Source organism: Bradyrhizobium sp. CCBAU 11357 (assembly GCF_028128865.1).
Lineage (GTDB): Bacteria > Pseudomonadota > Alphaproteobacteria > Rhizobiales > Xanthobacteraceae > Bradyrhizobium.
Genome location: NZ_LBJW01000113.1, coordinates 461,724 through 473,326 on the forward strand (window position 1 = coordinate 461,724; position 11,603 = coordinate 473,326).

At 62.8% G+C, this 11,603-nt stretch carries 13 protein-coding genes; 8 read left to right on the forward strand and 5 right to left on the reverse strand.

What is annotated here, in order from left to right:
* Positions 1-225 precede the first annotated feature (225 nt).
* Both XI05_RS37980 and XI05_RS37985 read left to right on the forward strand, forming a co-directional pair.
* Positions 226-1,179 (forward strand): ABC transporter substrate-binding protein, encoded by a 954-nt coding sequence (locus tag XI05_RS37980; protein WP_271511336.1) that lies wholly within the window; start codon positions 226-228, stop codon positions 1,177-1,179.
* A 223-nt stretch (positions 1,180-1,402) separates the two neighbouring features.
* Positions 1,403-2,383, forward strand: coding sequence for an ABC transporter substrate-binding protein (locus XI05_RS37985; protein WP_271511339.1), 981 nt, complete (start codon positions 1,403-1,405; stop codon positions 2,381-2,383).
* A gap of 150 nt (positions 2,384-2,533) precedes the next feature.
* On the opposite strand, the gene XI05_RS37990 is transcribed toward XI05_RS37985, so the two are convergent.
* Positions 2,534-3,430: a LysR family transcriptional regulator gene (locus XI05_RS37990; RefSeq protein ID WP_271511342.1), complete on the reverse strand. Its 897-nt coding sequence runs from the start codon at positions 3,428-3,430 to the stop codon at positions 2,534-2,536.
* A gap of 92 nt (positions 3,431-3,522) precedes the next feature.
* Between XI05_RS37990 and styA the strand changes: the two genes are divergently transcribed.
* From styA to XI05_RS38005, 3 genes are all read left to right on the forward strand, one after another.
* Positions 3,523-4,773, forward strand: a complete 1,251-nt coding sequence (gene styA, locus XI05_RS37995; RefSeq protein WP_271511345.1) for a styrene monooxygenase subunit StyA — start codon at positions 3,523-3,525, stop codon at positions 4,771-4,773.
* 69 nt (positions 4,774-4,842) lie between these two features.
* Positions 4,843-5,145 (forward strand): EthD family reductase, encoded by a 303-nt coding sequence (locus XI05_RS38000; RefSeq protein ID WP_271511347.1) that lies wholly within the window; start codon positions 4,843-4,845, stop codon positions 5,143-5,145.
* Positions 5,145-5,672: a flavin reductase family protein gene (locus XI05_RS38005; RefSeq protein WP_271511350.1), complete on the forward strand. Its 528-nt coding sequence runs from the start codon at positions 5,145-5,147 to the stop codon at positions 5,670-5,672. The genes XI05_RS38000 and XI05_RS38005 overlap by 1 nt, the downstream gene beginning before the upstream one ends.
* Before the next feature lie 27 nt (positions 5,673-5,699).
* Here XI05_RS38005 and XI05_RS38010 read toward each other — a convergent pair whose 3' ends face one another.
* The gene (locus tag XI05_RS38010) at positions 5,700-6,611 is read right to left on the reverse strand and encodes an arginase family protein (RefSeq protein ID WP_271511353.1); all 912 of its coding nucleotides are present in this window, start codon (positions 6,609-6,611) and stop codon (positions 5,700-5,702) included.
* 219 nt (positions 6,612-6,830) lie between these two features.
* Between XI05_RS38010 and XI05_RS38015 the strand changes: the two genes are divergently transcribed.
* Entirely contained in the window at positions 6,831-7,805 is a 975-nt protein-coding gene (locus XI05_RS38015) for a magnesium transporter CorA family protein (RefSeq protein ID WP_271511355.1), read from the forward strand.
* Positions 7,806-7,845: 40 nt separating this feature from the next.
* Here XI05_RS38015 and XI05_RS38020 read toward each other — a convergent pair whose 3' ends face one another.
* Both XI05_RS38020 and XI05_RS38025 read right to left on the reverse strand, forming a co-directional pair.
* Positions 7,846-8,472, reverse strand: a complete 627-nt coding sequence (locus XI05_RS38020; protein ID WP_271511358.1) for an alpha/beta hydrolase — start codon at positions 8,470-8,472, stop codon at positions 7,846-7,848.
* Positions 8,469-9,407, reverse strand: coding sequence for a ring-cleaving dioxygenase (locus XI05_RS38025; RefSeq protein WP_271511360.1), 939 nt, complete (start codon positions 9,405-9,407; stop codon positions 8,469-8,471). The genes XI05_RS38020 and XI05_RS38025 overlap by 4 nt, the downstream gene beginning before the upstream one ends.
* Positions 9,408-9,535: 128 nt before the next feature.
* On the opposite strand from XI05_RS38025, the gene XI05_RS38030 reads away from it, so the two are divergent.
* Both XI05_RS38030 and XI05_RS38035 read left to right on the forward strand, forming a co-directional pair.
* Positions 9,536-10,456, forward strand: a complete 921-nt coding sequence (locus tag XI05_RS38030; protein ID WP_271511362.1) for a LysR family transcriptional regulator — start codon at positions 9,536-9,538, stop codon at positions 10,454-10,456.
* A 266-nt stretch (positions 10,457-10,722) separates the two neighbouring features.
* Complete coding sequence (locus XI05_RS38035; RefSeq protein WP_172784359.1) at positions 10,723-11,199, forward strand: hypothetical protein; 477 nt, start codon at positions 10,723-10,725, stop codon at positions 11,197-11,199.
* Positions 11,200-11,389: 190 nt separating this feature from the next.
* On the opposite strand, the gene XI05_RS38040 is transcribed toward XI05_RS38035, so the two are convergent.
* A complete protein-coding gene (locus XI05_RS38040; protein WP_271511364.1) occupies positions 11,390-11,560 on the reverse strand; it encodes a hypothetical protein in 171 nt (56 codons plus the stop codon).
* Positions 11,561-11,603 lie beyond the last annotated feature (43 nt).

Below are 11,603 nucleotides of genomic sequence, written 5' to 3' on the forward strand. Positions count from 1 at the left end.
GTTCTATCTCAAGCATCGGAATGTCGGCTGTTTCGGCCGAAACCCGACCAAGGTCGGGGAGCGCGGCGATACCCGCTTGTGGACAATGCGGACATTCGCTAGCAGGATCTAGAGCCGGTTGTTTGCCCCATTCTTGCTCGCCGTCTTGCCACAAAGTGGTAGGCTGCAGGCGCCGATGGTGTGGTTCCTAGCGGGGGCTCAATGAGGCGGCGGGAGTTCATCCTGGTGTTGGGAGCCGCGGTGGCCTTGCCGGCGACCGGCCTTGCGCAACAGAAGAAGGTCTTTCGCATCGGCTATCTAAGCGCCCCCACCCGGGAATCAGTCCAGCGTCCGCTCCAGGCGTTCTTGCGGAGGCTGCGCGAACTGGGTTGGGTTGAAGGCGAGAACTTCATCATTGAATATCGATGGGCTGAGGGAAACATCGACTGGTTGCCCGGGCTTGCAAGGGAGCTGGTGGCGCTCAACGTAGACCTGATCGTTGCACCGGCCACCTCAGCGGTCTTGGCAGCAAAAAACGCGACCAGCCGTATTCCGATCGTCATGACTTTCCCGACCGATCCCGTGAAGCTGGGACTCATTTCCAGCCTTAGCGAGCCCGGTGGAAACGTCACCGGGACGACCGCCTCGGTAGGCATGGAAATTATCGGCAAACTTCTGGAAATTCTGAAGCAGGCCGCTCCTCACATCACCGCAGTTGCGGTCCTTGGCAACCCGGCCGACGCGGGTCTTGCATTGCAGATGGAGGAGCTTCAGATCGCCGCGCACTCGTTGAACATTCGCCTTCAATTGTTCGAAGCGCGAGGTCCTGAAGAGTTTGATCATGCGTTTGCCGAGATGGCGCGGGCCCGCATGGATGGCCTTGCAATTATGACATCTCCTTTCACGCCCCATCGCGCCAAGCTCGCCGAACTTGCGATAGCGGCGCGATTGCCGGTCATAACCTTCCTCCGGGAGTTCACTGAGGCCGGCACCCTGATGAGCTATGGGGTGAACATGTCCGATTTCATCGGGCGTGCTGCGGTCTATGTGGACCGCATTCTCAAAGGCGCACGCCCCGCCGACCTCCCGGTGGAGCAGCCCACAAAGTTCGAACTGATGATCAACCTAAGGACCGCGAAAGCGATCGGCCTCTCCGTGCCGCCGGGGCTGCTTGCCCGCGCTGATGAGGTGATCGAATAGGGTCGCAATTGCTGCAGCGCATGAGTCCGCTGTCGGCCCATCGGCGAAGTGGTGGCACCTCGCCAGGAGGTCCGCTCACCGAGGCATAGCGGACCAGATTTGCTCACTTGAGTTCTTCGCACTTTGACCCAACTCGGACATCGGACCGCGGCGAAGCCGGTTTCATCCCTACCAAAACGCTGGCCTCAGTCATATGATGCCGTCGTCTGCGGTTGAGGTAGGTATGAGGCGCCGGGATTTGCTTGGTGCTCTTGCTGGTCTGGTGGCCGTGCGGCCGGTAACGGGCCGCGCGCAGCAATCCCCTCGATTGCCAACCATCGGGTTCTTGGGTCAGAGCACCCCTTCGGTCGAGCGCCAACGGCTTGCTGCATTCTTGAAGCGACTGAGTGAACTCGGATGGATCGAGGGGCGAACCGTCGCGATTGAGTATGCGTGGGGCGAAGGAAACAGTGAACGCTTCGCTAAATTTGCGACGGATTTCGTTCGGCTTAGAGTCGATGTCATTGTAACCTCGGGGACCGCAAACGTTATCGCGGCGATGCAGGCAACATCGGTTATTCCGATCGTGTTCGCGGTGGCGGGAGACCCAGTTGCAAACAAACTGGTTGCGAGTTTGGCGAAACCTGGCGGCAACGTCACGGGCCTCTCGACGGTAGCAACCGATCTTGCCGGCAAGCGCCTAGAACTTTTGCGCGAGGCCATGCCAAGTCTTCGGCGTTTGGCAGCTATTGGGAACATTAGCAATTCCTTGTCTGCACTGGAGCTTAGTGAGGTGCAAGCGGCGGCGGCGAGGCTTGGTCTTGAGACCGACATCCTCACAATTCGTCAAGCAGAGGACATCCCGTCTGCCTTCGAGGCGCTAAAAGGTGGTGCAGGGGCATTGTATATAGTTGCCGATCCGCTTGTGAATACCCACCGCGATCAGATCCAGACTTTAGCAATGGGAGCGCGACTGCCAACAATCTACAACGCCAGAGAGCACGTCGAAGCGGGTGGCCTCATGTCTTATGGGCCGAATTTTACGGATTTGTATCGCCGCGCTGCCGAATACGTCGACAGGATTTTGCGTGGAGCAAAACCCGCTAATCTTCCGGTGGAGCAGCCGGCCAAGTTCGACTTCGTCGTAAACTTGAGGACCGCCAAGGCCCTCGGCCTAGCTTTGCTGCCGTCGATGCTTGCCCGCGCCGATGAAGTGATCGAATAGAGCTGTTGTTTGCTGCGGTGCATGAGTCCGTTCATGGCCCATCGCTTCCGTTAGGGCGTGGCGACGAGTTGTCCGGAAACCGGGGTAAACCGGAAGCGCCCGACCGCTGGGCAAATCGAATGAGCCAGTTTCTGTGGGTGCCGAAAGCGATCACCCGAGCGCAAAGACGTCCGCACGTTCGATGATCAGATCGCGGAACAGTCGCGCCCGGTGTGACATCCATTGCGGGTCGGGGTAGACGACATGCATGGGCAGCGGCGGCACGACGAAGTCGGGCAGCATATGAACGAGACGGCCGGCCGCGATGTGCTCGACCGTGCACCAGTTCGGCAGCACGGCGACGCCGATCCCCTCCAATGCAGCCAGCGTCATCACGTCCGCATCGTCGCAGGTCATCGCCGGCGCGATGTCCACGACGTAACGGCCGGTTTCGGATTCGAACGTCCACTGATTCTTCTGCGACAGGCGTGAGTAGGTGACGCACGGCATGCGGCGCAGATGATCCGGCAGCGAGGGCACCTGATGACGCGCAAGCAGCGCGGGCGCCGCCACCAGCCGGCGTTTAATCGTGCCCACCCGCCGCGCCACCAACGAACTCGAATTGAGGCTGCCAATCCGTATCGCGAGCTCGGTCCCGGTTTCGATGAGGTCGACAAACTGTTCCGTAAAACTGACGTCCAGCCGGACATCGGGATAGCGGCGGGTGTATTCGGCGAAGATCTCACGGAAGAAGAAGCGGCCGAACGACGTCGGCACCGTCATCCGCAACGTCCCCGACGGATTACCGATCCGGCTCTGCGTCGGAGCGCCGGCGCTCTCGAGCAGCGCGACGATGTCCTTGGCGTACTTCAACACCCGGTCGGCTTCCGGGGTCGGCCGAACCTTGCGCGTGGTGCGCACGAACAGCCGGCAGCGAAACTCGGCTTCCAGCAGCGCGATCCGCTTGCTGATAGCTGGCTGCCCCAGACCAAGGTCGTCGGCGGCCTGGGTGAAACTGCCTGCCTCCATCACCCGGATGAAGGTCTGCAGCGCCTCGATCCGGTCCATTCATTCCTCACCGGAATTTATAATATTCTCACCATTCCATATACGGCATGGCGGGTCCGGTCTAGCCTTCCTGAGTTCAGGGGAGGACACGAATGAGCAAATCGATCGGCATTCTCGGGGCCGGCATCGGCGGCTTGCATCTGGCGCTCTACCTGCAGAAGCAGGGCATCGCGGCAACCGTGCTGACGGACCGCGCCCCGGAGCAATATGCGGCGACACGGCTGATGAACACCGTCGCGCATCACAGCGTCACCATCGCGCGCGAGAACGAGCTCGGCGTGAACCACTGGGACGATCCCCAATTGGTCTATCACCACCACGATCATTACTTCAATTTCCCGGACGGCGGGCTCCTGTTCCGCGGTGCATTTCAGCGGCCGAGCCGCGCGGTGGATTATCGGATCTACCTGCCGGCACTGATGAAGGACTTCGAGGATCGCGGCGGCCTGATCGAATATGCCAGCATTCAGGATGACGACATCCCCGCGCTGGTCTCGCGCTTCGACCTTCTCGTCGTCTCTACCGGCAAAGGCGCCCTCGGGCGCATGTTCGCGCACCGGCCCGAACTCTCTCCGTACAGTCGGCCGCAGCGCCTGCTTTGCGTCGGCCTGTACGACGGCGTCGATCACGGCAGCCCGGATGGGGACGATCCGCGCGGTGTCACCCTGTCCGTCTCGCCCGGCCATGGCGAGATGATCGTCATTCCCACGCTGACCTTCGGCGGCATGAAAACGGCGCTGTTGATGGAAAACATTCCCGGCGGCGACATGGCCGACCTGGTCTCGCTCAGCTACGATGCGAGCCCGGCAGCATTCCGCCAGACCCTTCTGGACAAGCTGGAAAAGCATCATCCGCACACCTACGACCGGATCGACACGCACCGCTTCGGGCTGGCCCAGCCGCTCGACCTGCTGCAAGGCGCGGTGGTGCCGACTGTGCGGCAGTCCTGGGTGGTTTTCGACGGCGACAAGCTCGCCATTGCCCTGGGCGACGTTCACTCCGTCGTCGATCCCTTGATGGGCCAGGGCGCCAATATGGCCTCATATGCGGCCTTCGAACTCGGCAAGGCGATCGTCGAGGCGGTGGCATTCGATGCGCGCTTCGTCGAGGACGTCGACCGCGCACGCGAGAACCGCGTGCTTGCCGCTGCCCGCTGGACCAACATGATGCTGCAGCCGCCATCGGAGGCCCTGGGCCGGCTCATTTTCGCCATGTCGCAGGACCGGGAGCTTTGCGACGAGTTCACCGAGAACTTCAATTATCCGGAGCGCCAGTGGGATCGTCTGGCGAGCGACAAGCGCATCCACGCCTGGATCGATAGCCGAGGCAGGATCGCCGCCTGACGCCGAACCGCGACGGAGTCAGTCCCGCTCCCTGGGCGGTTGGCTGAGCTATGTCTGAGAGGAACACCAATGCACTGCCTGACCGTTCTCTACCCGAGGCCCGACGATCCGTCGGCCTTCAGGGCCTATTACGTCGAAAAGCACGTACCCTTGGCAGCGACACTCCCCGGTCTGGTGCGTCACCATTACGCTTTTCCCCAACGACTCGGACCGGCGGAGGCGCCTTTCTGCATCTTCCAGGCCTTCTTCCCCGACGCTGCTGCGATGGACGCGGCGCTCGGTTCGGACGTCGGCCGGAAGGTCGCAGCCGACGTGCCGAACTATTCGCCCAAGGGGGCGACACTTTGCCATTTCAAGATCGAAGGCGCGTAATGGGCCATCATGCCGAACCGGCCGGTTTTCGGGCAGCCGCATCGCGGTTCGCGACGGGCATTACGGTCGTCGCGACCGTCGACCAGGATGGCGCGCCGCTCGGCATGACCGCCAACAGCTTCACGACCATTTCGGCGAATCCGCCGACCGTGCTTGTCTCTCTCATGCACGGGCGGACGTGGCAGGCTGTGGCCAAGGCCGGCATCTATTCGGTGAATGTCCTGCATGCGGAAGACGCTGCGCTGTGCGCGCACTTTGCCGGAAGGCCTTTGTTGCGCGACGCACCGCCGCTCGTCCCGCGCCAAGGATTTTTCGTGCTCCCGCAGGCAATCGCGCAGTTCGCCTGCGAGGTGGTCCAATCGATCGATATCGCTGACCACACGCTCTTCATCGGCAAGGTGCGCTGGTGCCGACACATCGAGGGAACGCCTCTCGCATTCTACGCCAGCCGTCTTCGAAAGGGCGTGGGGATGGAAATCTCTTCCGCGGATAGTGTTGCCTATCCCGGTGACGGATGGTGGACTTGAGAAGACTATGCTCGGAAGAGTGAAGCACTATACCTTCCGTCTCCCAATGCAACCCAGCGCATTGCAGATGATCCGCGCGACCGCAATCGCTCCGAGATTCTGCACATCGCGCTCGGGAACGAATTCGACGACATCCAGGCCGACTATTCTGGACTTTGCCGCGACACCCCGTATGAGATCGACCAAGTCGAAATAGGACAGTCCGCCCGGCTGTGGGACGAGCACACCGGGAACGACCGATGGATCGAGACCGTCGCAATCGATGGTCATCAGGCACTCGGCGTCATCCTCGATCGCGTCGAGCACGCTTACGATTCCGTGATGCTGGACATGTCTTGCCGTGAAGATCTTCGCGCCCCACGCCTTTGCATCATCGAATTCGGCACGACCGGAGCCGCCGACGCCGCGCAAGCCGACCTGCACGATGCGCTTGACCCAGGGCAATTCGCTGGCGCGCCGCATCGTGCTCGAGAACGTATAGCCCGACCCGTTGCGCTGATCGCGCCAATCAAGATGGGCGTCGATCTGCACGATGGTCAGTCCCTTGCTGTCCTGGAACGCCTCGAAGAAAGGGATCGGGACGGAGTCATCACCGCCCAAGAGGATCGGGACGGCGCCAACCGAAAGGATGGCCTGCGTGGCTGCCCTGATCGCATCACGGTTGCTCTCCGGCGTCATTGGGTCGGTCGGCACGTTTCCGCCGTCCAAGACCCTCGTTTTGCTGGAATCGAGCAACTCGGCGTCCTGGTCGAAATCCCAACGGGTGAGATCGCTCTCATAGTGACGCAGCGCACGGCGGATGACGTCCGGCGCTTTTGCGGCATGGCTGGTCTGACCCGCAAGGTATGGCGTGGCATCCGACGCGCCGAACAGGATCGCATCGGCCGCCGGCGGTGCGGTGGTCAAGTCGCAGGCCTCAACACCCAGGAAGGTCGTCATGTCGGGATGCACTACGCGTATCCATGGATCACTCGCGCGTTCGTTCAACGTGCATCGCTCGGCGGTGTTCCGGTCGGTATCTCCGATGTCCCCTGGAAGCATCCGGGCCGAATTCCGCTGTCGGCTAGAGATTTCGAACGTTTGGAACTCTCACGCGTTAGTTGGCGGAGGATGGCCATGCGCCATCCGGCTTGATGATGCGGCCGCGGAGTTCGGTTCTTGCTTAGACTTTACAGGTGGCCGTCCGACGACTGGCACGGCATCGGCGCGGAAATGCCCTCTGAGATCATCTGGGCCGATCTCTTGAACGGCACCGACGAGGAAAAGCAGTTCGTTGAGCGGCTGCTCGGCATCCGCATTCCCTCGGAAGACTCGCTCAGCGAGATCGAGGCGTCGAGCCGCCTGATCTTCGATCGCGGCACGCTCTATCTCAGCTCGCCGGCGGTGCGGGTCACCGAGGCCAACGAGGCCGAGATCACGCCGGTGGGCTTCGTCATCGGTCCGCACGTGCTGGTGACGGTGCGCTTTGCCGAACTGCCGATCTTCGACGACATCGGCAAGCGCGTCGGCTCCGATGACAGCCTGGAGAACGGCATGTGCGTGTTCGTCAGCCTGCTCGAGGCCATGATCGATCGCGGTGCCGATGTCCTGGAGCATCTCGGCGCCAAGGTCGATCAGCTTTCGCGCGGTGTCTTCAAGGGCGGGCTGGTGCGCACCCAGCGGCCGGTGCGCTCCAGCCGCAGGATGCGCGAGGCCCTGGAGACCGTCGGCGAGCTGGCCGAGCGCCTCGCCAAGGCGCGCGATGTCCTGCTCGGCGTGGGCCGCATCGCCGCGTTTGCCGGCGACGTCGGCAGCGAGTGGATCACGGCGTCGTCGAAGAAGCGCCTCGAGGCCGTGTCCAAGGACGTCGTCTCGCTCAGCGATTACGAGACGCGACTATCGGACAAGATCCAGCTGCTGCTCGACGCCGTGCTCGGCTTCATCAACATCCAGCAGAACGAGCTGTTCAAGATCCTGACGATCGTGTCGGTCGTCGGCGTGCCGCCGACGATCATGGTCGGCATCTGGGGCATGAACTTCAAGCACATGCCCGAGCTGGACTGGACCTTCGGCTATCCGCTGGCCTGGCTCGCGGTCATCGCCAGCGGCGTGCTGCCGCTGATCTGGTTCAAGCGGCGCGGCTGGTTCGAGTGATGGCAGCGGCGCATCGTTCGAACGATGCGCCGCTGCTTGATCATGCGGCCTTGGCCTCGACGCTGCCGATCCAGTCGCGGGCGAGCGTCACGTCGGCTTGCGACAATTGATGGCCCGCCGGCAGCACCTTGTGGGTGACGCTCGCACCTGCCTGCGACAGCAGCGCGGCGAGCCGTGCCGAATTGCTCGCCGGCACGATTGGATCACCCTGCCCCGAGAGCAGCAGTATCGGCTTGTTGCCAATGTCAGCCTTGGGCGGATCGGACAACGGCACCATCGCGCGCAGCAGGATCGCGCCTGCAAGCGCGTCCGGCTGGAGCAGCAACAGCGCCGCCGCGATGTTGGCGCCGTTGGAGAACCCGACCGCGATCGGTGCGCCGATGCCGTAGCGCTGCCGCGCCTCCGCGACGAACTCGCCGAGCTCGCGCGCGCGGCGGCGTACGTCGTCCTCGTCGAACACGCCCTCGGCGAGCCGGCGGAAGAACCGCGGCATGCCGTGCTCGAGCACGCGGCCGCGCGGCGAGAGCAGGGCAGAGCCGGGCGAGATCATCTTGCCGAGGCCGAGCAGGTCGTTCTCGTCGCCGCCGGTGCCGTGCAACAGCAGCAGCGGAGGGGAGCCCGCGCTGGCCGCGGGCTCGAAACGATGGATGAATGCAGTCTCGGTCATGACACGGTCTCTTCCAGATTCGGCAGCACGCCCTCGATCTGCTTGCGGTGCTGTTCGAGGAAAGCAGGCAGTTTCAGGTCACGCCCCAAGGTCGCCACGGGCTCGTCGACGGCGAAGCCGGGGATGTCGGTCGCGATCTCGAACAGCACGCCGCCGGGCTCGCGGAAGTAGATCGAGCGGAAGTAGTTGCGGTCGCGCTGCTCGGTCGGGTGCAGGCCGTGATTGCTCACGAGCTTCTGCGCCATCTGGCCCTGCTCGGCATCATCGGCCGCGCGGAAGGCGATGTGATGCACCGAGCCGCCGCCCTGGTGCCCGCGCAGAAAGCCCTTCGCCTCATAGATGTCGACCACGCTGCCCTCGGCATCGCCCGGCGCCTTGAAGCGGATCACCGAGCCCTCGCGCCCGGTTTCCTTGAAGCCGAACACGTCGGTGAGGACGGCTGCCGTCTTCGCCGCGCTGTCGAGCAGCAGGGTCACGCCATGGAAGCCGCGGATCGCATGCTCGGCCGGCACGTCGCCATTGCCCCAGCCCGGCTCGTTCTCGGCACCGGGGACGCCGACCAGCGCGAGCGCCATGCCATCAGGATCGGTGAACGGCAGCACGGACTCGCCAAAACGCTTCTCCAGCGCCTCGTACGCGATGCCCTTCTCGGTGAAGCGCTGGGTCCAATAGCCGAGCGAGCGCTGCGGCACGCGAAAGGCGGTCTGGTGGGTCTCGCCGACGCCGCGGCGCCCGGCCGAGACGCCGGCCCACGGAAAGAAGGTCAGGATGGTGCCGGGGCGGCCGGTCTCGTCGCCGTAATAGAAGTGGTAGGTGCCGGGATCGTCGAAATTGACCGTCTTCTTGACGAAGCGCAGGCCGAGATCCCGGGTGTAGAAGCCGAAATTGCGGATGGGATCGCCGGCAATCGCGGTGACATGGTGCAGTCCAGACATTGTCGTCCTCCAGATTCGGGGAGCGGTCTTGCTCTGGCCGGAAATATCGTTCCGCTTTGGATTGGAGACAATCCATGCAAATATGACGGCTATGTCTACGATTTGGAAACAATCGGCGGGGCGACCCCTTGGATAAGCTCGGCAGCCTCCGGGCCTTCGTAAAGGTGGTGGAAAGCGGCAGCTTTGCCGAGGCCGGCCGGCAGCTACGGCTGTCGCGCTCGGCGATCAGCAAATACATCGCCGACCTCGAGGAAAGCCTCGGCGTCCAGCTCTTGAACCGCACCACAAGGCACGCGAGCCCGACCGAGAACGGCCAGCGCTATTTCGAGCGCGCGGTCGTGATCCTCTCGGAGATCGAAACGGCGGACCAGGCGGTGACGCAGGCGCAATCGGCGCCGCGGGGGCTGCTCCGCGTCAATGCGCCGATGTCGTTCGGCACGATGCGGCTCGGGCCGGTGCTCGCCGATTTCATGGCGCGTTACCCGGAGCTTCAGCTCCAGATCGTGCTGAGCGACGATCTGCTCGATCCCGTGCAGGACGGCTTTGACGTGACCTTGCGGATCGCGGAGCTGGAATCGTCCAGCCTGATCGCGCGCAAGATCATGCCGGTGACGCGCATGATCTGCGCCTCGCCGGATTACCTGGCGCGGCACGGCACGCCAAAACATCCGCAGGATCTGCGCGAGCATGCTTCGCTGACCTACGGCTTCCTGCTCACAGGCAATCAGTGGAAGCTCACAGGCAGCGACGGCGACCACTGGATCCAGCCGGCCTGGTCGCTCTGCGTCAACAATGCCGAGGTGCTGCGCGACGTCGCGATCAAGGGAAGGGGCCTGGCACTGCTGCCGGAGTTCATTGCGGCCGATGCTCTGCGGAAGGGCGAGCTGCGGACGGTGCTGGATGACTATTCCGCACCGCCGCTGGCGCTCTATGCGGTCTATCCGCCGACCCGGCACCTGTCGGTGAAGGTGCGGCTGCTCATCGATTTCCTGGTCGAGCGGTTTGGGCGGGAGGAGGACGAAGCCGGGCGCAAAGCGACGACCCGCTAGAGGGAAGAGGTCAGTGATCTTGCCGCAAAGCGCGGGACGGGGGCCAGATGCGCTGGACACTATTATACCGCAGCGGAAACCTGAACTTTCTTCCGCTCGCTCGGACTCATACTTGCGTCCCGGCTTCGCGCCTTAGGACCAGAGAGCTTCAGCCGCTGCCGGGGCGTCGCCGAGGGCTCTCTTCCATGCCGCAGCGAAAAGCGGCGGCACGATGTGTAGCTCGCCGGCACTTCTCGACTTGATTTCAACAAGCGCAGGAGGAGCCTATGCGGAAGTCTCTCACCTTTCTCCTTTCCGGACTGGCATTGGCGGTCGCGGCGTCACCCGCCTTAGCCGGCGAGCGGGTGCTTGAGTTCAAGCTGATCACGAAGCCGATCGACCTCAAGGTCATCGAGGCCGCAAACGTCGAAGGACAGACGGTTGTGTCTGGTAAGTTCTTTGGGGTTGCCGTCTTCAGCGATGGCCGCATCGGAGTGAAAGAGTTCGTGAATACTTCGGACCTGCTTAAAGGGTCGGGTCCCTTCTTCGGCTATAGCACTTACACGTTCGAGGAGGGCTCGATCACGGCGCGCTACACTGGTTCGGCCAAAGATGGAAAATCAACGGGCGAATACACGATCCTATCGGGCACAGGTGCTTATGCGAACGCCACGGGTACGGGAACAATCGAAAGCGCGCCGAACCCGTTCAAAGGCGTCAACCTGCTAAATATAAAGCTCGTCGTTAAAACGTCGGGCTCATGACAGCACAATGATCACAGGTTTCCGGCACGAAGGAAGTTGATCCCTCGTGTGGGTGTTGGCCCGGCCGGCGGCACATTGCTGGCCGGGCGACCCGCTCAAGACCGATTGGAGTCGGAAGATTGATCCTGTTGACCAGCTGATTGTACAGTCCGCAGCCCGGCCTCAGCACTGAACGGCTGCGGCGACGGTGTCACGGGCGGGCGCGGTCGCCCCACGGGTCTTGATCGTAGGCCTGCAGGATGCGGACAAAATCAGCCATGCTGGATTGATCTCGGTGTTCGGCTTCAGCCGCAACCTGAGCATTGGATGCAGGCTGGCTCCCTTGCCAAAACCGCGTGAGGAGATTGGCGATGTTTCTCATGGCGTACTCTCAGCAGCCAAATGTGACGGTCGACGCCAGGGTC

What these genes read in the sequence shown, in the direction of transcription:
- XI05_RS37985 (WP_271511339.1), top strand. Translation starts at nt 1,403, where the DNA reads ATGAGGCGCCGGGATTTGCTTGGTGCTCTTGCTGGTCTGGTGGCCGTG.
- XI05_RS37990 (WP_271511342.1), bottom strand. Translation starts at nt 3,430, where the DNA reads ATGGACCGGATCGAGGCGCTGCAGACCTTCATCCGGGTGATGGAGGCA.
- styA (WP_271511345.1), top strand. Translation starts at nt 3,523, where the DNA reads ATGAGCAAATCGATCGGCATTCTCGGGGCCGGCATCGGCGGCTTGCAT.
- XI05_RS38000 (WP_271511347.1), top strand. Translation starts at nt 4,843, where the DNA reads ATGCACTGCCTGACCGTTCTCTACCCGAGGCCCGACGATCCGTCGGCC.
- XI05_RS38005 (WP_271511350.1), top strand. Translation starts at nt 5,145, where the DNA reads ATGGGCCATCATGCCGAACCGGCCGGTTTTCGGGCAGCCGCATCGCGG.
- XI05_RS38010 (WP_271511353.1), bottom strand. Translation starts at nt 6,611, where the DNA reads ATGACGACCTTCCTGGGTGTTGAGGCCTGCGACTTGACCACCGCACCG.
- XI05_RS38020 (WP_271511358.1), bottom strand. Translation starts at nt 8,472, where the DNA reads ATGACCGAGACTGCATTCATCCATCGTTTCGAGCCCGCGGCCAGCGCG.
- XI05_RS38025 (WP_271511360.1), bottom strand. Translation starts at nt 9,407, where the DNA reads ATGTCTGGACTGCACCATGTCACCGCGATTGCCGGCGATCCCATCCGC.
- XI05_RS38035 (WP_172784359.1), top strand. Translation starts at nt 10,723, where the DNA reads ATGCGGAAGTCTCTCACCTTTCTCCTTTCCGGACTGGCATTGGCGGTC.
- XI05_RS38040 (WP_271511364.1), bottom strand. Translation starts at nt 11,560, where the DNA reads ATGAGAAACATCGCCAATCTCCTCACGCGGTTTTGGCAAGGGAGCCAG.